Source organism: Bosea sp. AS-1 (genome assembly GCF_002220095.1).
Classification (GTDB): Bacteria; Pseudomonadota; Alphaproteobacteria; order Rhizobiales; family Beijerinckiaceae; genus Allobosea.
The window spans coordinates 4330176-4349871 of the sequence record NZ_CP022372.1 but is presented as its reverse complement, the minus strand read 5'-3'; the positions used below and the strand labels follow the sequence as shown (position 1 = coordinate 4349871).

Annotated in this window: 17 protein-coding genes and 1 pseudogene; 7 read left to right on the top strand and 11 right to left on the bottom strand. The window is 68.7% G+C overall.

Annotated features, from left to right (window positions below; translation table 11 throughout):
* Positions 1 to 14 precede the first annotated feature (14 nt).
* Positions 15 to 659 (top strand): bifunctional 4-hydroxy-2-oxoglutarate aldolase/2-dehydro-3-deoxy-phosphogluconate aldolase, encoded by a 645-nt coding sequence (gene eda / locus CE453_RS22475; RefSeq protein WP_089176592.1) that lies wholly within the window; start codon positions 15 to 17, stop codon positions 657 to 659.
* Between the two features lie 6 nt (positions 660 to 665).
* Here eda and CE453_RS22470 read toward each other — a convergent pair whose 3' ends face one another.
* Complete coding sequence (locus CE453_RS22470; RefSeq protein WP_089176591.1) at positions 666 to 1772, bottom strand: NAD(P)/FAD-dependent oxidoreductase; 1107 nt, start codon at positions 1770 to 1772, stop codon at positions 666 to 668.
* A 16-nt stretch (positions 1773 to 1788) separates the two neighbouring features.
* Positions 1789 to 2961, bottom strand: coding sequence for a M20 aminoacylase family protein (locus CE453_RS22465; RefSeq protein WP_089176590.1), 1173 nt, complete (start codon positions 2959 to 2961; stop codon positions 1789 to 1791).
* 453 nt (positions 2962 to 3414) lie between these two features.
* Between CE453_RS22465 and CE453_RS22460 the strand changes: the two genes are divergently transcribed.
* Positions 3415 to 3726 carry a DUF882 domain-containing protein gene (locus tag CE453_RS22460; protein WP_157733149.1) on the top strand — a complete coding sequence of 104 codons (312 nt, stop codon included), beginning with the start codon at positions 3415 to 3417 and terminating at the stop codon, positions 3724 to 3726.
* Between the two features lie 18 nt (positions 3727 to 3744).
* On the opposite strand, the pseudogene CE453_RS22455 reads toward CE453_RS22460, so the two are convergent.
* Both CE453_RS22455 and CE453_RS22450 read right to left on the bottom strand, forming a co-directional pair.
* Positions 3745 to 4256 (bottom strand): annotated as a pseudogene (locus CE453_RS22455) (GNAT family N-acetyltransferase).
* 33 nt (positions 4257 to 4289) lie between these two features.
* Positions 4290 to 5258 (bottom strand): threonine ammonia-lyase, encoded by a 969-nt coding sequence (locus tag CE453_RS22450; protein WP_089176588.1) that lies wholly within the window; start codon positions 5256 to 5258, stop codon positions 4290 to 4292.
* Positions 5259 to 5455: 197 nt separating this feature from the next.
* Here CE453_RS22450 and argE point away from each other — a divergent pair, with 197 nt between their 5' ends.
* Positions 5456 to 6601, top strand: a complete 1146-nt coding sequence (gene argE / locus CE453_RS22445) for an acetylornithine deacetylase (protein ID WP_089176587.1) — start codon at positions 5456 to 5458, stop codon at positions 6599 to 6601.
* Positions 6602 to 6670: 69 nt separating this feature from the next.
* Positions 6671 to 8260, top strand: coding sequence for an ABC transporter substrate-binding protein (locus CE453_RS22440; protein ID WP_089176586.1), 1590 nt, complete (start codon positions 6671 to 6673; stop codon positions 8258 to 8260).
* Positions 8261 to 8311: 51 nt separating this feature from the next.
* On the opposite strand, the gene CE453_RS22435 is transcribed toward CE453_RS22440, so the two are convergent.
* Positions 8312 to 9574: a hypothetical protein gene (locus CE453_RS22435; RefSeq protein ID WP_089176585.1), complete on the bottom strand. Its 1263-nt coding sequence runs from the start codon at positions 9572 to 9574 to the stop codon at positions 8312 to 8314.
* Positions 9575 to 9752: 178 nt separating this feature from the next.
* Between CE453_RS22435 and CE453_RS22430 the strand changes: the two genes are divergently transcribed.
* Positions 9753 to 10268: a DUF2478 domain-containing protein gene (locus tag CE453_RS22430; protein ID WP_089176584.1), complete on the top strand. Its 516-nt coding sequence runs from the start codon at positions 9753 to 9755 to the stop codon at positions 10266 to 10268.
* Positions 10269 to 10319: 51 nt separating this feature from the next.
* The gene (gene mobA, locus CE453_RS22425; RefSeq protein WP_089176583.1) at positions 10320 to 10940 is read left to right on the top strand and encodes a molybdenum cofactor guanylyltransferase MobA; all 621 of its coding nucleotides are present in this window, start codon (positions 10320 to 10322) and stop codon (positions 10938 to 10940) included.
* A 47-nt stretch (positions 10941 to 10987) separates the two neighbouring features.
* Here mobA and CE453_RS22420 read toward each other — a convergent pair whose 3' ends face one another.
* The 3 genes from CE453_RS22420 to CE453_RS22410 all read right to left on the bottom strand — a co-directional run bounded on the left by CE453_RS22420 (position 10988) and on the right by CE453_RS22410 (position 12896).
* Positions 10988 to 11398 (bottom strand): SRPBCC family protein, encoded by a 411-nt coding sequence (locus tag CE453_RS22420; protein WP_089176582.1) that lies wholly within the window; start codon positions 11396 to 11398, stop codon positions 10988 to 10990.
* A gap of 87 nt (positions 11399 to 11485) precedes the next feature.
* Positions 11486 to 12604 carry an Mrp/NBP35 family ATP-binding protein gene (locus tag CE453_RS22415; protein ID WP_089176581.1) on the bottom strand — a complete coding sequence of 373 codons (1119 nt, stop codon included), beginning with the start codon at positions 12602 to 12604 and terminating at the stop codon, positions 11486 to 11488.
* A gap of 31 nt (positions 12605 to 12635) precedes the next feature.
* A complete protein-coding gene (locus tag CE453_RS22410) occupies positions 12636 to 12896 on the bottom strand; it encodes a sulfurtransferase TusA family protein (RefSeq protein ID WP_349236630.1) in 261 nt (86 codons plus the stop codon).
* A 162-nt stretch (positions 12897 to 13058) separates the two neighbouring features.
* Here CE453_RS22410 and CE453_RS22405 point away from each other — a divergent pair, with 162 nt between their 5' ends.
* On the top strand, positions 13059 to 14306 hold the full coding sequence (locus CE453_RS22405) for a molybdopterin molybdotransferase MoeA (RefSeq protein ID WP_089176579.1): 1248 nt from the start codon (positions 13059 to 13061) through the stop codon (positions 14304 to 14306).
* Positions 14307 to 14313: 7 nt separating this feature from the next.
* On the opposite strand, the gene CE453_RS22400 is transcribed toward CE453_RS22405, so the two are convergent.
* The 3 genes from CE453_RS22400 to CE453_RS22390 form a co-directional block, all read right to left on the bottom strand.
* Positions 14314 to 15087: a TIGR02186 family protein gene (locus CE453_RS22400; protein ID WP_248307844.1), complete on the bottom strand. Its 774-nt coding sequence runs from the start codon at positions 15085 to 15087 to the stop codon at positions 14314 to 14316.
* Positions 15084 to 16013 carry a sulfite exporter TauE/SafE family protein gene (locus CE453_RS22395; RefSeq protein ID WP_089176578.1) on the bottom strand — a complete coding sequence of 310 codons (930 nt, stop codon included), beginning with the start codon at positions 16011 to 16013 and terminating at the stop codon, positions 15084 to 15086. Before CE453_RS22395 ends, CE453_RS22400 begins: the two co-directional genes overlap by 4 nt.
* A 175-nt stretch (positions 16014 to 16188) precedes the next feature.
* Positions 16189 to 19560 (bottom strand): SEL1-like repeat protein, encoded by a 3372-nt coding sequence (locus CE453_RS22390; protein WP_089176577.1) that lies wholly within the window; start codon positions 19558 to 19560, stop codon positions 16189 to 16191.
* Positions 19561 to 19696 lie beyond the last annotated feature (136 nt).

The following is a 19696-nucleotide window of genomic DNA, read 5'->3' as shown; positions in this document are numbered from 1 at the left end:
TGAAAGACGAGATCATGGACGAAGCTGCCGCGATTGCCCGACTGAAGAGCTGCGGAGTCATCCCCGTCGTCGTGATCGAGGACGCGTCGCGTGCCGTCGATCTCGCCCATGCTTTGGTCGCCGGCGGCATCGATGTCGTCGAGGTCACGCTGCGCCGCCCTGCCGCGCTGGAGGCGCTCGCCGCCATCGCGAAGTCGGTGCCGAAGGCGCTGCCGGTCGCCGGCACGGTCGTCACGCCGGCGCAGGTGGCGCAGGTGAGGGACGCTGGCGCCCAGGCCGTCGTCAGCCCCGGTTTCAGCGAGAGCGTGGACGAGGCGCTGCGCAAGGCCGGGCTGCCCTGGCTGCCGGGCGTCGCCACGGCCTCCGACTGCATGCGCGCCGTCGCGGCCGGCCGGACCACTGCGAAATTCTTTCCGGCCGAGCAGGCCGGTGGCCCGCCGGCGCTGAAGGCGCTCTCCGGTCCCTTCCCGCAGATGAACTTCTGCCCGACGGGTGGTGTCGGCCTGAAGAACCTCGGCGACTACCTTGCCCTGCCGCAGGTGATCTGCGTGGGTGGGTCCTGGCTGGTGCCGGCCGATGCCATCGCCGCCGGCGATTGGGGCCGCATCACTACGCTCGCCCGAGAGGCCAAGGATGCCTTCCTGAAGGCGCGGGGCTGACGCCGTTCAGGCGGCGAGCTTGTCCCGCACCATCTCGGCGATCGCAAGCGAACTGGTCAGTCCTGGGCTCTCGATGCCGAGCAGGTTGACGAGGTCCGGCACGCCATGGGTCTCCGGCCCGTCGATGCGGAAATCCGGCATCGGCTCGGCCGGTCCATGCAGCTTGGGCCGGATGCCGGCATAGTCCGCGACCAGCGCCCCGTCCGGCAGCGCCGGCCAATAGGTGCGGATCGCGGCGTAGAACTTGTCTCCGCGAGCGGGATCGACGACCAGGTCCTGGTCGCTCTCGACCCATTCGACATCAGGGCCGAACTTCACCCTGCCACCCATGTCGATGGTGGCGTGGATGCCCAGGCCCGCCGCTTCCGGTACGGGATAGACCAGATGCGTGAAGGGCTGCTTGCCGGTCAGGGCGAAGTAGTTGCCCTTGGCATAGTGCTGCACCGGCACATGCGCGGCCGGAAAGCCCGCGAGCGTGCTCAGCAGTTTCGGCGCGCCGTGACCGGCTGAATTGACCACCGTCCGCACCGTGTAGGTCGCCGGCTCGGCCCCGCCGAAATCGACGCTGAAGCCTTGCCCTTCGCGCCGCCAGCCGGTGATCGGCGTGTTGAGCGCCAGCGATCCGCCCGCGGCCTCGCATTCGCCGAGCAGCGAGAGCATCAGCGCATGGCTGTCCACCACGCCGGTCTCGGGCGAGATCAGCGCGATCTCGCAGCGCACCTCCGGCTCCATCGCCTTGGCCTCGGCACCGGAGAGCCAGCGCAGCGAGTCGACGCCCGAAGCCTGCGCCCGTGCCATGATCGTCTCCAGCGCCGGCTTCTGGCTTTCGGAGGTGGCAACGATGAGCTTGCCACAGGCCTTGTGCGGCAGGCCGCGCTCTTCCAGATAGCGGTAGAGCTTCTTGCGGCCGGCGACACAGACGCGCGCCTTCAGCGAACCGGGCGGATAGTAGATCCCGGCATGGATGACCTCGGAGTTGCGCGCCGAGGTCTGGGTGCCGATGCCTTCGGCCGCTTCGGCGATGACGACTTCGCGGCCCGTGAGCGCAAGCTCGCGGGCCGCTGCGAGGCCGACCACGCCGGCCCCGATGACAAGGCAATCGATGTCGCTCATCGCCGCTTCGACTGGTTCAGCCGCGCTGCGGCATCGAGATTTCGATCAGGCTCGCCCAGTAGTTCACGCCCACCGGGATCGCCTTGTCGTTGAACTCGTAGGCCGGGTGATGCAGGCCGGCCGACTCGCCGTTGCCGATGTTGATGAAGGCGCCGGGGCGCTCCTCCAGCATGTAGGAGAAGTCTTCAGAGCCCATGGTCGGCGGAATGTCGGTGGTGATTGCATCGGAGCCGAAGACTTCCTTGGCGACGCTGGTCACGAAGTCGGTCTGGCCGGCATGGTTGAAGGTCACCGGATAGCCGCGGCGGTAGTTGAGCTGGTACTTCATGCCGAAGGCCTTCATCACGCCCTCGACGATCTCGCTGATGCGCTTCTCGGCGAGGTCGCGGGTCTCGGGCGTCAGCGTGCGGACCGAGCCCTTGATCTCAGCCGTCTGCGGAATGACGTTGAAGGCCTCGCCGGCGTTGAGCGCCGTCACCGAGACGACGATCGACTCCAGCGGATCGGCATTGCGCGAGGCGACCGTCTGCAGGGCGCTGACCAGCGCGCAGGAGGCGACGATCGGGTCGTTGACGCGATGCGGCGCCGCGGCGTGACCGCCCACGCCCTCGATCTTGATGTGGATCTGGTCGGCCGCGGCCATCGCGGGGCCCTTGGTGATCTCGAAGCGGCCGACAGGCACGCCGGGCTTGTTGTGCATGCCGTAGACTTCCTGGATGCCGAAGCGGGAGATCAGCCCGTCGTCGATCATCGCCTTGGCACCGGCGCCGCCTTCCTCGGCCGGCTGGAAGATCAGCACGGCGGTGCCGTCGAAATCGCGGGTTTGGGTCAGGTACTTGGCGGCGCCGAGCAGCATGGCGGTGTGGCCGTCATGGCCGCAGGCATGCATCTTGCCCGGCACGGTCGAGCGATGCTCGAGATTGGTCTCCTCATGGATCGGCAGCGCGTCCATGTCGGCGCGCATGGCGATGACCTTGCCGGAGCCTTGGCCCTTGCCCTTGATGACGCCGACGACGCCGGTCTGGCCGATGCCGGTGACCACCTCGTCGACGCCCCATTCATTGAGCTTGTCGGCGACGAGCGCGGCGGTCCTGTGCACGTCGTACATCAACTCGGGATGGCGGTGGATGTCACGGCGGATCGCGGTGATTTCGGGGGTCAGCGCCGCGATGATGTCGGTCTTGGGCATCGTATCCTCTGAGATGGCATGGGGCGACCGCGCAGAAAGCGGGTGCCGTGGCGCAAGCTAGCCCAGTCGCGAGCCGCCTGTCCAAGCCGGCCTGCGCGCAGGGGATGGGCATTGGCGGTATGACAGAGTGCGCCGAGAGATGTCGCCGCCTACCATGAATAGCCATTCATCGAGTGCCTTTGAGACAGCCGAATAAATAAAATTCGACTTAGCCATGATTTGGCCGTTTACAGCCAATAGCGAGGCGGCCTCTCCGCTCAGATCGTTCGCGATTGCCGATCTGATCTGTCTCACCCTCCCCATCATGTTTGGTTGATTATGCGTCGATTGATGTTGCTTGCGTGCTTGTCCGCGTTCTTGCCTGCTGCCGCCAAGGCAGAAGAGTCGATCCAGAAAATTTCCTTCCAGCCGCAGGTCAAAGGCCTGGGTTGCCTCAAGCCCGAAACCCGCTCGATGATCACCGAGCTCGTCGCCAAGATCGGCCCGATCCAGATCACCTCGACCTGCGGCGGCCGCCATGCCCGGCATTCCCAGCACTATCTCGGCCGCGCCATCGACTTCCGCCCGCTCGCCACCTCGTCGCGCAAGGCTGCCGCCGCTGCCCGCTCGCTGGCGAATGTCGGCGGGGTCGGCACCTATTCGAATGGTCTCGTCCATGCCGATGTCGGCGAGCGCGAAGCTTACTGGCACGGCTACAAGCGCAGCCGCTATGCTTCCGCTTCCAAGCGCGGCCGCTATGCGCGGCTTGCCCGCAACGGCGGCTGAGGCGTTTTTCGGACGCCGTCAGCCGCGCAGCGGATGCCGAAAGACCAGATCGTCGGGGTCGGGTCTTTCGGCCTGTGCATCGCGCATCGCGCCGAGCCGTTCCGCCACGGAGATCGAGGCGACGTTGCCTCGGGCGACATAACTCACGAGGCTTGCGAGCTTCAGGGTCCGTGTCGCCCAATCGCGCAGGGCGCGGGCGGCTTCGGTGGCGTAACCATGCCCTTCATGCCCGTCATAGAGCAGCCAGCCGAGTTCTTTCTCGGGAAAGAGGGGCCGCCATTGATGCCTATCTGCCCGATGCAGGCGCCGTCTGCGCGCAGGTCGATCATCAGCGCACCATGCCCCAAGAGCGGCCAGCAGGCGATATCGTGACAGAACATCCCCCAGGCCCGGGATGTCGAGAAGGGACCACCCATCGGCCCCGATCGGGGCGAGGCCAGGAACGCGGCGTAGGCAGCGAAATCCGCTTCGACCATGGGTCGCAGCATAAGGCGCTGCGTCTGCAGCGTCGGAGCAGGATGATCATTCATGCAGCAGCTTCTAGGGGCGGGCTGCCGCCGGCGCTAGACGCCGAACTCGCTGCGCCAGCGCGTAATATCTTCCAGTGCCACGTTCGATCCGCAGAGCACGAGGCAGATACGCTCGCCGGGGCGGAAGCTCTCTTTCCTGGCCAGCGCGGCAGCGACCACGCAGGCCGCGGCGGGTTCCACCAGCACGCGCTCGTTCTGCAGCAGCCAGATGAGCTCCCGCACCGCCTCCACATCTGGCATCACGACGATTTCCTCGAGGAACTGGCGGGCCGCGGCCATGGTCCGTTCGGTCGCGAAGGGAGCGCCGAGCGTGCGGGCGATCGAGGTCGGGCGGATTGGCACCGGCTTCCCGGCCTCCAGCGCCTGCGTCATCGTCGTGGCGCCTTCGGTCTCGACGCCGTGCAGCCTGACGGCCGGGTCGAGCCCCTTCAGCGCCGCGCCGACGCCGGCCGAGAAACCGCCGCCGCCGATCGAGAGGAAGACATGGTCGAGCCGTCCGCCGGCATCGCTCGCAAGTTCGAGGCCGAGCGTGCCGTGCCCGGCGATGATCGCCGGATCGTCATAGGAATGCACATGGACAAGGCCTTCGCGCTCACAGGCCTCGGCCTTGGCGAAAGCGGCGACCGAATCCTCGCAGAGTTCGACCTTGCCACCGGCCTCCTGCGTCAGGCGGATGTTGAGCGCGGGCGTTGCCTTCGGCATCAGGACGAGCGCCCAGGTGCCCAGCGAGCGGGCGACCAGCGAGACGGCGATGGCATGGTTGCCGCCCGAGACGGTAACGACGCCGCGCTTCAGCTCGGCTTCGCTCAGCCCCATCAGCCGGTTGTAGCAGCCGCGCACCTTGAAGGAGCCGGCGAGTTGCAGGCTCTCCAGCTTCACCCAGGTCTCGACCCCGAGCCGGGCCGAAAGGCCGGCACTGTGATAGGTCGGCGTGCGGCGCACCTTGCCGGCGATGCGGGTCGCGGCGGCCTGCACATCGGCAAGGGTGACGTCGAAATCCATGGGGGTTCGGTCCTCTCTGGTCTTCCCCGGCCAGGGGGATACGAGAACGTGCGGCAGCGCCCCGCGTCAAGCATGCTCAGCCTTCGGGCTTGTCCGCTGCTGTGGTCAGCCTCTAGCTTGCCGGCACGGAATCTGCCTGTGGCGGGATCGCGATACAGGGCCTTACGAAAGAATTCCGGGGGAGAAACGCCGTGACGATGACGCCGAAGGAGATGCTGGCAAGGCTGGTTTCGTTCAACACGGAATCGCAGCGCAGCAATCTCGAGCTGATCCATTTTTGCCGGGACTATCTCGCCTCCCTCGGCGTCGAGAGCCGGCTTGTTCCCAGCCCGGATGGTGAAAAGGCCAATCTCTACGCGACCATCGGTCCTCAGCGCGATGGCGGCGTCATTCTGTCCGGCCACACGGACGTCGTGCCGGTTGCGGGCCAGAACTGGAGCTCCGATCCGTGGACGCTGACCGAGCGTGACGGAAGGCTCTATGGCCGCGGCGCCTGCGACATGAAGGGCTTCGATGCGATCGCGCTTGCACTTGTGCCGGAGATGCTGGCGGCGCCGCTGAAGCGGCCGATCCATATCGCGCTGTCCTATGACGAGGAAGTCGGCTGTCGTGGCGCGCGTGTCTTGATCGCGGCGTTGCAGCAATCGGGTGCGAGCCCCTCGGCCGTGATCGTCGGCGAGCCGTCGATGATGAAGGTCGTGACGGGGCACAAGGGCGTGCTGCGCATGCGCACCACGGTGCGTGGCTATGCCGTGCATTCGAGCCGCGTCGACATCGGCGTGCCGGCCGTGATGGTCGCGGGCGAACTTGTCCACTGGCATACCGCCACGATGGCCGAGAACAAGGCGCGGGCTGCGGCCGACAGCCTCTTCGAGCCGCCCTATTCGACGCTGCATGTCGGCGAGATCGAAGGCGGCTCGGCCGTGAACATCACAGCGGAGCACTGTAGCTTCACCCACGAGGTGCGCGGCATTCCCGGCGAGCAGCTTGACGATTACCAGGCCCGCTACAGGGCGAAAGCTGCCGAGCTCGAAGCCGGCATGAAGGCGGTCGCCCCGCAAAGTGGCATCACCATCGAGGTCACCTCCGAAACTGCCGCGATGGGGCCGGAGACGAATGGCGCGGCGGAAGCGCTCTGCCGAAGGCTGACCGGCGACAATGGCCGGCATGTCGTGGCTTATGGTACGGAGGGAGGCCTGTTCCAGCAGGCCGGTTGGTCGACCGTGGTCTGCGGTCCCGGCGATATCGCCCAGGCACATCAGCCGGACGAGTTCCTTGCGATCGAGCAGCTCGAAGCCGGCACGCGCTTCCTCCGCAGCCTGATCGCCGAATTATCCCGCTGAGCGGGGCGGTGAACGAACGGACCGGGCCGACCGGCCCGTCCTGTATCTGGTAGGAAAAGAGGAGAGGGGATGCTGCGGAGGCTGGCTGCCGCCCTGTTGTCAGTGCTGTTGGTCGTCCTGGCGCCGGTTGCGGCGCAGGCCTTCGTCTGGGCGCGCTCGAGCGACGCGCTGACGCTCGATCCCCATGTCGCGAATGAGGGGCCGACCGTCGCCCTCATCCAGAATATCTATGAAGGCCTGACCGAGCGTGACCGGGCCGGGCGGCTCGGCCCGCTGCTTGCCGTATCCTGGCGGATGCTGCCGGAGGAGCCGACGGTTTGGGAGTTCAAGCTGCGCGGCGGCGTGACCTTCCAGGACGGGAGCCGCTTCTCGGCGGATGACGTCGTCTTCTCCTACCGGCGAGCCAAGCAGCCGAACTCCGGCTTCAGCGACTATTTCGCCTCGGTCGTCGCGATCGAGAAGGTCGACGACCTTACGGTTCGGATCAGGACGCGGGGCCCCAACCCCGCTTTCGTCGAGAACACGCCGGCAATCTTCATCATGAGCAAGGCCTGGTCGGAGCGGAACGGCGCCGCGCAGATACCCGACAACGCGACCACCGACGCCAACTTCGCCAACGCCCATGCCAACGGCACCGGCGCCTTCGTCCTGGTTTCGCGCCAACCGCATGTCAGGACCGAATTGAGACGCAACGAGGCCTATTGGAACCGTGGCCATGTCGCGCTGGGCATCGCGAATCTGACCTACCGGCCGATACCCCGTGCGAGCGCGCGCGTCGCGGAACTGCTTTCCGGCGCCGTCGACTTCCTGCAGGACGTACCGATCCAGGATCTGCCGCGGCTGCGCGCCCAATCGGGCCTGACGGTGACCTCCGGCGTCGAGAATCGGACGATCTTTCTGGGCTTCGACGTCGCGTCGCAAGCGCCACGGGGAACGGAGGCGGGAGGGCGCAACCCCTTTGCTGATCTTCGCGTCCGGCGGGCGATGAATATCGCGATCGACCGTGACCAGATCCAGCGCGTGGTCATGCGCGGCGAGGCCTTGCCGAGCGGCATCATCATTCCTCCGCTGGTCAATGGCTGGACCGGGGAGCTTGACACGCCGCCGCCCTTCGCCCCCGCGCGCGCCAGGCAGCTTCTCGCGGAAGCCGGCTATCCGGAGGGCTTTGCCACGACGCTCTACTGCCCGAACGATCGCTATGTGTATGGCGAGGAGACCTGCCGCGCGCTGGTTTTGATGCTGGGCCGGGTCGGCATCCGGGTCAAACTCGTCGCCCAGCCGCAGGCCGAGCAGTCCAGCGCACTGCGCCGGACACCCGGTCCCGACCTGTTCCTCGCTGGCTGGGGCTCGCCCACCTATGACAGCGAACAGGTGTTCTCGTCGCTCTACCACAGCCGCGACGGGCAGCGCGGCGCCTACAACGCGACCGGCTATAGCGATCTCCAGGCCGATGAGATGATCGGTAAGCTTTCAAGCGAGATCGACGGTGGCCGACGCGACGCGCTCATCGCCAGGCTCTGGCAGAAGCTGCGGGGCGATCTGATCTATCTGCCGCTCTATCATCAGATGCTGAGCTACGCGATGAAGGAGGCCTACGATATCCCTGTCGACGTCTCCAACATGCCGAAGCTCAAGCTGGTCGCCGCGCCGACGCGTTAGGGAAAACGCGACCTTGCCGTTCCGGTCGCCATGCGGCCGGGCGGGTGGACGCTATGCGCCGGAAGCTGGTGGGTTGCCTGCCTTGGGGCGCGTATGGCTCGCCGCCCGCATCGGCAGCGGCACGGCCGGACGATCGGTGCGGTACTGTCCGCGCGCGATCGCGCCGAACATCAGTACCACGGCGGTCAGCGTCATCAGCCACCAGGGCAAGAGCGGCGCGAAGCCGAAGGTGCCGAGCGCGAAGGCAGTGGTGAAGGCGGCGACGCCGCCGGCCGAGAGGGCCCCGGGCATCCGCCCTGCGGCCCGGATCGCGAAGTAGAGGCAGGCGGCCGCAGTCGCCGCACCGACCAGGCCGAGCTCGTACCAGGTCTCGAACAGCAGCGTCACGGGCGCTGGCTGCGGCAGCACGCCCGTCATCTGGCCGCGCAGCACGGTGTCGAGGCCGTGCCCCGTGATGAGCTCCACCGGCGATTGCCGGATGACATCGGCCCAGACCGACAGCATCTGCGCGAAATCGTCGCTGCTGTTGGGCAGGAGCGAGACGAGCGGCGCCAGCAGGAAGGGCAGGAGGGGCGCAAACAGCATCAGTCCGGCGACGATCGTCGCGACCGCCTTGGTTGCGCCTTCGCGGCTGGCGGTGACGGCGCCGAAGGCGACCGCCCCGAAGATCATCGCCATGGTCTCGCCGTCCTCGAAACGGGTCAGGGCCAGCAGGCCGACGATGAGCGCGAGCCCGAGCGCTGTCATGCCCCGCTCTCGCGACAGGAGCCAGGCCAGCGCCGGCCAGGCCATGATCAGGATGATCGACACGCCACGCTCGACCGCGCCCTGCGGGGCGTCCGCATGGCGCAGCGCCGAGACGATGATGAGGCCGAGCGCGAAGATGCCGGCGACGCCGGTGCCGAGCGCGGCGAGATTGAGATTGGAGGCGCGCATCCGTTCCGGCAGGGCGGAAAGCCCGACGAAGCCAAGCGCGACGGCGAGCGCGAGGTTGCCGGCCTTCTCGGCCGCGGCGCCCGGATAGGGACTCCAGACCAGCGACAGGGCCGACCAGGCGATCAGCCCGAGCAGGATGAGGCCAGGGCGGCTGAGCAGGGCTGCTTTCAGCCCGGCGATGAACTGCCCGGGCTCTTCGATGAGCGCGGCAATGATCAGCAGCGCGATGCCGATCGGCACCAGAACCACGGCCGCGCGGCGCGAAACCAGCGCGGCCAGCGGCAGGACGAGGGCGAGCGTCGCGAAGCCGATGCGGCGCAGCAGCCGCGCGGCATCGGCCGCGGGGTCGAGCTGGGTCTGGGCAGAGGGTCGGTTCATGCGTTCCGGTCGCGTCACAGGCCTTTGGCCAGCCCGGCCGCCCGGATTGAGCCGCCGCCACCCTAGCGAGAGATGCGGGGCGCGACTGTAGGTGCGGCGCAACACTTACCCGGCATCTCATCGCCGTTGCCCGCTTCGGCTCTCTGGCATGGAGCGCGGCTTCGTGAGATGAAGGGGCATGACCTGCCTGGCCGCCATTCCCTATGCGAGCGATTTTGGCATCGACACCTTCATGCAGGGTGTCGTCGCGCGGTTGAGGCACAGCGGCCTGAGGCTCGGCGGCGTCATCCAGCACAACGATGCCGAATGCGACGATCGCTGCATGGCGATGTCGCTGGAGGATCTGGCCAGCGGCGCCCGCTTCCCGATCAGCCAGGACCTGGGCCCATCGGCCACGGGCTGCCGGCTCGACGCCGCTGGGCTGGCGGCTGCGGCCGTGGCCTTTGCCGGCGCGCTGAGCGGGCGGGTCGATCTCGTCGTCGTGAACAAGTTCGGCAAGCAGGAGGCGCTGGGAGAAGGGCTGCGCGACGAGATCGCGAGGGCCGTTATGGCCGGCCTGCCGGTGCTGCTCGCGGTCCGGCACGATTTCCTGCCGGCCTGGCGCGATTTCGCCGGCGATGACTGGGTCGAGCTCGCGGCCGACGAGGACCGCATCGAGCGCTGGGTCCGGGATGCAATACGGCTGGCCGCCTGAGTCGGGCAGGCGGGCGATGCAGCTTTTGTGGCGGTCGTCATGAGCCTGGCAATGTCCGCGCTGCCTACGGGACTCATCCTCGCCGGCGGCCTCGCGCGCCGCATGGGGGGCGGCGACAAACCCCTGCAACACCTCGCCGGCAAGCCGATCCTCGCGCATGTCGTCGAGCGGCTGCGCGGCCAATGCGGAAGCCTTTTGCTCAACGCTAATGGCGATCCCGCCCGCTTCGCAGCTTTTGGCCTGCCCGTGGTGGTCGATACGGTGCCGGGATATGCCGGGCCGCTCGCCGGCATCCTCGCCGGGCTGGACTGGCTTGCCGCGGAACGGCCGGACGAGGATTGGCTCGTCAGCGTCGCGGCCGATACCCCCTTCGTTCCGGCCGATCTCGTGGCCCGGTTGCAGGCGGCCCGCGCGGCTGCCGGAACGCCGCTCGCCTGCGCCGCCTCGGGCGGAAGGCAGCATCACGCCATTGCGCTCTGGCCGGTTGCGTTGCGGGAGGAACTGCGCGCTGCCCTGGTGGCCGGCGAACGAAGGCTCGGCCTCTGGGCCGCACGGCATGGCGTCGCGGCTGCCGAATGGCCGACTGAGCCGGTGGATCCCTTCTTCAACATCAACACGCCCGAGGAACTGGCCGGGGCCGAGGCCCTTCTTCGGAAGAATCCGGCGCGATAACAATAAGATAAGCCATCGTTGCCGCGCCCGATAGGGCCCGCGATGACCTACCGGCGGCCGCCTTCCAGCAGCGCTTTCAGTGCCGCAAGGTCGCGCGCGATCATGCCCGCATCGGCCGCCATCTCGTCGTCGGACATGCCGTCACGCTGGAACAGGGTGAAGATCACCTCCGCGCCGTCGCCATTCGCGACGACCCGCATCGGATTGTGCATGGCGGGACCGTTGTCGGGGATCACGGCATGGTCGAGCACACCATGGTTGTTCGGCTCGCTGAACAGCACGCGCATCCGCCCCATCGGCGTCTCCGCCCGCCAGGTCATGCCCTCGACATGGACGAAGCTGTGGCCGAGCCCCTCGGCCCATTGCGGGAAATGGGCGGGGTCGGCAAGAAAGGCATAAACCTCCTCCGCCGGGCGGGCGATGCCGACGCTGATATGCCGGGTGGGGTAGACGGCCATCGTACGCCCTCCATTGCTCATGACTAGAACAAATGAAGAACAAAACGATGGCGTAGTCAAGCTGTCGCCTCGGCCGAGGCTGGCTTCCTATTCGATGACGATGCGCGGGGCTGCCCGCGTCGCGCCGCCGAGCGAGGCTTGCACCTGCCGCGCCAGCGCGAGATAGGCCTTCGCGTGAGGGCTCTGCGGGTCGCTGGCGACGATCGGGCGGCCCCCGTCCGAGGTCTCCCGAATCGGCATGGCGAGCGGGATCTCGCCGAGGAAGGGTACGCCGAGGCGCTCCGCCTCGTGCCGTGCCCCGCCATGGGCGAAGATGTCGGAGCGGTGTCCGCATTCCGGGCAGACGAAATAGCTCATGTTCTCGACCAGCCCGAGGATCGGCACCGCGACCTTGCGGAACATCGCGACGCCGCGCCGCGCATCGAGCAGGGCGAGGTCCTGCGGCGTCGAGACGATGACGGCGCCGGCGAGCGGCACCTGCTGGGCCATGGTGAGCTGGGCGTCGCCGGTGCCGGGCGGCATGTCTACGACGAGCACATCGAGCTCGCCCCAGGCGACCTCGCGCAGCATTTGCGTGATCGCGGAGATCACCATCGGCCCGCGCCAGATCATCGGCGTCTCCTCGTCGACGAGGAAGCCGATCGACATCACCTTCAGCCCATAGGCCTCCATCGGCGCGAGGGTGCGGCCGGAGACGAGCTGCGGCTTGCCGGTGATGCCGAATATCTTCGGCATCGACGGGCCGTAAATGTCCGAATCGAGCACCCCGACCTTGAGCCCCAGCGTCGAGAGCGCCACGGCGAGATTGGCGGCGGTGGTCGATTTGCCGACGCCGCCCTTGCCGCTCGCCACCGCGATGATCTGCTTCACGCCCGGCACGCCGGCAGGCTTCGGCGGTGCGCCGCCGGGCGCGGGGCGATGCGCCTGTTGGCGGGCCTGCATTCCGGCGGAGGGTGGCGCCTTGTCGGCCGTCAGCCCGACCAGCACCTGCGTGACGCCGGGCAGGCCGCTCACGGCGCTTTCCGCTGCCTTGCGCACCGGCTCCATGGCATTGGCCTCGGTCGCGTCGATGCCGATGGCGAAGATCACCTTGCCGCCATCGATCAGAATGTTCGCGACCCGGCCCGAGGCGGCGAGCGATTGGCCGCTCGCCGGCAGCTTCACCAGTTCGAGCGCCCGCAGGATGTCGGCTTGGGAAAGACTCACCTCGGAAAACTCCGTTCGTCGCGCAGCAATCTCAGGCTGCCTTGCGGATGTGGAAGACGAGCGTGCGGCCCTCCCCGCCCTGCCGTTCGATCGCGTCGCCGGTTTCGCGCGTCAGGTTCGGTAGATCGATCGCCGCCATCGGGTCGGTACACTGGACGACGATCAGGCTGCCTGCCGCTGCCGCGTCGAGCGCCTTGCGGACGCGCAGGACGGGGAGAGGGCATTTCAGGCCGCGCAGATCGAGCGCAATCGTATCCATGGTCGCGCCCGGTCGGGTCGTTGGGGTCGTCATGCTTCATATGATGGCTTCTTGCGCTGGGGCAACCTGCGCTGTTGCCGCGGCTTGACCCATGCCCGCATGGCAAGGAAGAACTGGAGCGCCGCAGCATTTGCCGCAGCGGCGGAAGGGGCGGATTTCGATGGAAGCGGACGGCCGGAAGTTGCGGAGGCCGCCATGGCTCGCCTGAAAGGCATCGGGCCCGGTCCTGCGCCGCTTTCGGTGGAGGAAGCCGGGGAGCGGGCTGCCGCGTTGGTCGCGCCGGTGGCCGGCACGCAGACATTGCCGCTGTCTCAGGCCGATGGTCGCGTCCTGGCCGAGGACATCTTGGCTGGCCTGCCGCTGCCACCTTTCGCCAACTCGGCCGTCGACGGCTATGCGCTGCGCTTCGACGACCTCGCCATGGGCGCTGAAACCCGCTTGCCCGTGCTCGGCCGGGTTGCGGCGGGCGAAGCGGCCGGGGCACTTGCCGCGCCCGGCGTCCTGCGCATCTTCACCGGTGCCCCGATGCCACCCGGCGCCGATACGGTCGTCATGCAGGAGGATGTGCGGCGCGACGGCGATCTCGTCGTGTTGCCGCCGGGGCTGCGGCGCGGCGACAATCTGCGGCCCGCGGGCGAGGACGTCGCGCCGGGCGAGCGCGTGCTTGCGGCCGGGCATCGCCTGCGCCCGCAGGATCTCGGACTGCTGGCGGCCATCGGACATGACCAGGTCATCCTGCGCCGCCGCCCGCGCGTCGCGCTGTTCTCGACCGGCGACGAGTTGACCGAGCCAGGCCGGGCGCTGCAGCCCGCCGGGATCTATGACGCGAACCGCGCCTTGCTGCGCGCCCTCCTGACGCGCGCCGGTGCCGAGCCTGTCGACCTCGGCATTCTGCGGGACGACCGCGACAGCCTTGCCGTACGCCTGGCCGAAGCCGCGCGCGACTGCGATCTCGTCATCACCTCCGGCGGCGTCTCGGTCGGCGAGGAGGATCACGTCAAGGCGGCGCTGTCGACGCTCGGCACACTCGATTTCTGGCGCGTCGCAATCAAGCCGGGCAAGCCGGTTGCCGTCGGCATGGTCGCCGGCACCCCCTTCCTCGGCCTGCCCGGCAATCCGGTCGCGGTCTTCGTCACCTTCGCCTTCGTCGCCCGCCCGATGCTCGCCCGGCTGGCCGGAACGGCCTGCCCGCCGCTGGAGCGCCTGCCGGTGCGACTCGGCTTTTCTCACCATGGCAAGCCGGGGCGGCGCGAATTCCTGCGGGTCTCGCTCGCGCCGGGGGCCGATGGCGTTCCGCTGGCCCGGAAGCATCCGGGCGAGGGGGCGGGCTCGCTGGTTTCGTTGGTGCAGTCCGACGGGCTGGTCGAGCTGGCCGAGGATCTGCCGCCGGCCGAGGAGGGCAGCATCCGCCCCTTCCTCCCCTATGCCGCATTGCTGAATTGAACCCCGCTCAGTCCCGCCGGAAGACCACGCTGGAGCCCCAACCCAGAAACAGCGCGAGCAGGATCGTGGCGAGGCCGTAGAGCCAGGCCCAGTCATAGGCGCCGGATGCGAGGCGCTGCTCCGTGCCGGTCTTGATCACCTCGAAATTCGTCTGCTGGCGCGCCAGCGGCACGCCGCCGGCATAGAGCACGACATCGACGGTATAGGAGCCGGTCGGGGCGATCGCGGGCACGTCGATGGGCGCGCTGAACAGCGCATTGGAGAGGAAGGTCACGCCGCGTTCCTCATAGGCGTATAGCCCCTTGCCCTGCATGATCCTGACGAGGCTCTCGCGGAACAGCGTCGTGGTGCTGTCGTTGAACCAGGCCTGCTCGGTGCGTTCGGCATTGACCAGGCCGACGCGATCGCGCCGGGCCGTGTCTTCGCTCATCATCTCGCTGATCGGCCGGTTGCTGGCGACGAAGAGGAACACGGGGTTGTCCGGAAAGCGCCGCTGGGTGCCGTTGACCCAGATTGGCCCGAGCCGCTCCTTCTTGCGCACCAGCAGCATGCGGCGCGGGCCGCGCACCGTGACGACGATGTCGTGGGGATCTCCGCGCGAGACGCTGCGCCCGTCGCGCTCGACGAGTCCGAAGACGGTGAGCTGGCTGCCGGTGTAGTTGGAGGTGATCTGGATCTGGTGGCTCGACATCGCCGCGATCAGCGTCTCGGCACCGCCGGTCGCGATGCCGGCAGGCAGGAGGGCGAGCAGTGCCGCGGCGATGAGCAGGACCCGTGTCATCGCGCGCTCTCCGGCACGACGATGGAGAAGGGTTCGCTCGGCGCGATGAAGAGCTCGATCGCGAAGCGCAGACCCACCGACAGAATCAGCAGGGCGAGCAGCAGGCGGAAGGATTCGACGTTGAGGTTGCGCGCTGCCCGGCCTCCGAACTGCGCGCCGATCACGCCGCCGAGCAGGAGCAGGGTCGCGAGGATGATGTCGACGGACTGGTTGGTGACGGCGTGCAGCAGCGTGGCGCCGGTCATCGTCACCAGGATCTGGAACAGCGAGGTGCCGACCACGACGGCCGGCGGAATGCGGAAGAAATAGATCAGCCCCGGCACCAGGATGAAGCCGCCGCCGACACCGAGCACCGCGCCGATGAAGCCGATGATCACGGCGAGCAGCGCGATCGGGATCACGCTGCAGTAGAGGCCGGACCGCGGAAAGCGCTGCCTGAGCGGCAGGCCCATCCACCACGGATGCATGCCGCCACGCCGCTTCAGCCGTGCCGGCTTGCCGGCCCGGACGCGCAGCATCGCCCGCAGCGCGTCGTAGAGCATCAGCCCACCGATGATCGAGAACAGCGTGACATAGGAGAGCGTGATGACCAGCTCGAGCTGGCCGAGCCGCTTCATCGCGTTGAAGAACAGCACGCCGAGCACTGTGCCGACGATGCCGCCGGAGACGAGCACGCCACCGAGCTTGAGGTCGAGCGCCTTGCGTCGGAGATAGGTCAGCACGCCGGTCATCGAGGAGCCGGCAACCTGCGCGGCGACGGTCGCGACCGCGACTGCGGGGGGGATGTCGAGGAAGATCAGCAGCGGTGTCAGCAGGAAGCCGCCGCCGACGCCGAAGAGACCGGAAATGAAGCCGACGGCGCCGCTCAGTCCGAGCACCATCAGCACGCTGATTGGAAGCTCGGCGATGGGCAGGTAAATCTGCACTTCTACCCCTCATGGACGGCGCTTGGGCGATCGCCTGCGCCGATATGTTCCCAGGCTAGCCGGGTTAAGACGAACTGTCGAAAACGGAAGACGAGCCGCTGCAGGCCCGCCTCGGGATTTGGTCGGCCTTCCTGCCGTGCCGATACGTCGGAAGCATGACGTTTCCGCCGGATCTTCAGCTCCGCGACGGCTTGCCGGGCTTGGCGGTCGTGGCCGTCGGGCCGGCATCCCAGCCCTTGGCCGGAGGCGTGACCTCGTTGGCGGCGGAGTCGAGCACCTTCGGCTTCCAGCCAGCGGCGCGGGCCTTGGCGGCGGTGAGCTCGTCGGGTTTCAAACGCTGGGCGACTTCGTCGCGTTTGCGGGCGGCATCCTCGTCGCCCTGGCCTGCGGCGACCGCGAACCAGACATAGGACTGCGCCAAATCGGTCGGCGCGCCGAGTCCGCGGCCGAGCAGGACGGCGAGATTGTACTGGCTGTCGCGCACACCGAGCTCGGCCGCCTTGGCGAACCAGATGGTCGCGGTGGCATAATCCGGCTTGCCCGCCGCGCCTTCGGCCGAGAGCACGGCGAGGTTGTGCATCGCCTTGGCGTTGCCGCGCTCGGCGGCACGCTGGTACCAGATCCGCGCCAGCGAGAGGTCGCGCGGCGCTCCGACGCCTTTCTCGAACATGTTGCCGAGGCGGAACTGCGCCGGTGCGAGCCCCGCGACGGCCGCGCGTTCGAACAGGCGTAGCGCGAGCTTGGCGTCGCGCGAGCCCGTGGGGCCGTCCGCGGCGCGGCTCGCCAGCTCGTAGACGGCCCGTGCATCGCCATCGAGCGCTGCCTTGCGCAACCCGGCGCTGCCGAGCCCGGCTGGCAGGTCGCCGAGGCCGGTCACGGTCTGGACCGGCTCGGAGGATGGCGAGGCTGCGGCCGCCTCCGGCGCTGCATCCGGGGCGGGGGCCGATGTCGGGGCGGTCGGGGCGATGGCCGGCGCGGCGGGCTTGTCCGCCGCGCCATTGCTGGCGGCGGCACTTGCCGTTGCGGAGGGTTCCGCAGGAGCCGGCAGGGCCGAGGACTGATCCTTGGCAGGCGCGTTCTCCGCCGGCGCCGATTGCGGCTGCGCAGCCGGAGCGTCGGCCGGCGGCGCGATCAGATTCCTGCTTTCGTTGCTGACGGTCTTGGTGTCCTTGCGCAGCGTGCTGGTGACGACCTGGGCCGTTCCGAGCGCGAGGATCAACGCGGCGAGGCCGAGCAGCAGCGGGCGCTTGCGCTTCTCCATGATCTCGCGCAGGCGGCTCGGGCCCTTGGCCGAAGGTTCGGTCGCCGGCGCTGGCGCCGTGGCGGCCTCGCTTGCCGCCCTGGCCGAGCGGCGGGCGGCGGCGATCAGGCTCTGGCGGACGGACTGGGCATCCTGCCCGACAGCGGCTGCAGCTTCGGGCCGCGGACGACCTGAGCCAGGCTCGAGCGGCAGGTCGAAAGCCGAGCTCGGCAAGGCGAGGGTCGGTTCGGTCCGCCCCGGCGCATCGCTTCCGGAGGCGGGTTGGCTCGACGTCGCTGCAGGCGCGCTGGCGAACGGTTCACGCGGCTGAGGCGCGGCCGGGCGCGTGGCCGGCTCCTGGCGCATCCCGGCTTCCGGGGTCCGCGGCGCTGCGGGGCGCCCCGCTGGAGCCTTGCGGTCCCCGAGCAGCTCGCCTTCGAGATTCGACAGGCGGCCCATGATCGCTTCGAGCGTCTGGTGGAGCGCGCCGAGCGCATCCTGGGTCTGCCGCTCCGAGGAGACCTGCGTGTCCCTGAGGCCGGTGACCAGGCTGGACAGTTCGGTGATGCCCTTGCCCGGCTGGGCCGAGTGGGTCGCCTGCGCCAGCGCGGCGCGCTCGGCCGCGGTCTCGTCCCGCATCGAACGCAGATGCACGACGAGGTCCTGCAGCGTCCGCTCGATGCCGCTCTCGGCGGTGCGGGTCGCGGCCGCCTCGTCGAGGCGGGCTGCGATGCCGGAAATCTGCTGCTCCAGCGCCTCGAACGAGTCGGAATTGGCACCCGGTGTGCCGGCCTCGTCGATCTTGTCGGCAAGGTGGCGCAGCATATCCTCGATCGGGCTGAGATCGGCCGGGGCCTGCCGGGTCTCGGCCATGCGGGCGAATTCGCTCGAGGCCGCGATGCTTTCGATACGCTCGGCGAGGGCCTCGATCTGGTGCGTGACCGCGGCCGGGCTCTGCTCGGCCAGTCGCTCGACATGCTGCTGGAGGGCGTCGATGCGATGGTCGAGCTGGTCGGCCGGTCGCTGCGTCGCGACCTCGTCGAACTTCTGCGACAGCCGCTCGATCTGTCCGGCGAGGGCCGACAGGGGAGCGGGATCGAAGCTGTGCACCCGATCTGAAAGGACGGCGCCGCGGACGTCGTCGATGGCGGCCGACAGGCTGCGCATCTCGCGCATGTCGGGCTGGCTTTCGCGCAGGCGCCCGAGCTCGAACCCGAGCATGGCGATCTGCTGGGAGAGCTCCTCCAGGCGATGATCGTTGCCGTTCTCGGCGACCAGGCTGCGCAAATCGGCCATGTCGCGCGCCAGCGGCGCCAGGTCGATCTTGCTGCCACCGGAAGCGAGAGCATCGATCTTGGTCGCCAGATGCGCGATCTCGTGCTGGACATGCTGATGGTCGTCGCCGGCGCGGTCCCGCGACAGGCGAGAGACCTCGGCCTCCAGCCGAGCGAGCGGCTTCAGGACCGGCTCGAAATGGTCGCGCCCGGCGAGTTGGTCGAGTCGGCTGCCGAGGGCTGCGATCTTCGTCTCGAGCGAATGGGCGAGGTCGCTGCCGAATGGCGCGGCTGGGCGCTGCTGCGCGGTGCTGCGGCGCGCCTCCGGCGAAAGGCGGGCGCCGAGCCCGCGCAGATCCTCGCGCAGGGCCGAGATGCGGTCTTGTGCCTGCTGGGAGCCCTGGTGCGGCGCTTCTTCCTCGCGGTCGAGCAGGCGCTGGCGCGTGCGGATGTCTGTGACGGCTGCGGCAAGTCCGTCCCGGCTGAAGGCCAGCCGCGGGGAGCGCTCGCTGGCCTGCTGCTGGGCTTCGCTGGCGCGGCGCTCGATCTCGACGATCCGCTCGCCCATGGTCTTGATCGCTTCCGCGATGACGTTGGTCGCGCGCTCCTGGCGCTCGGCGGCGGCGCGTTCGCCCGAGGCCATGCGGTCCTCGGTCTGCTCGATCCAGCGCGCGATCGAATCGAGCGCTCCGGCAGTGCGCGTGCTCGTCTCGCGCGTCAGCTTTTCGGCCGTGGCGGCCTGGCGGACGAGCGCGTCGATCTCGGAGCGCGACGGGTTGTGCGGCGTGACGCGGGAGGCGGTGTCGGTCCGGCCCTGAGACAGCCGCGCGAGGCGCTCGGAAAGCGCCGCGATGTCGAGCTGTTCCGGCGGTGCGGAAGCCGCAGCCGCAGGCTGCGTCTCGTCGCTCTCGTCGCGAATCTTGTGGTCGAGCCATTCGCCCAGGGTCATGCCGGCGCGGCGGGCCGCCGCCTTCGCGGCGTCGCGGGTTCTCGGGTCGACGCCCTTGACGCTCCAGGGCAAGCTGTTCGCCATGTTCGTGCTCGCCTCCAGGGTCTTCGTCTTGCGGCGCGGGCGCGGCTCCCTGACACCGCTGCCTCCGCGCGGCCCGGCGATCCGTGAAGAGAACGTTGACGAGATCACGAAGCCGGTCCGCGCCCACGAGATTTCG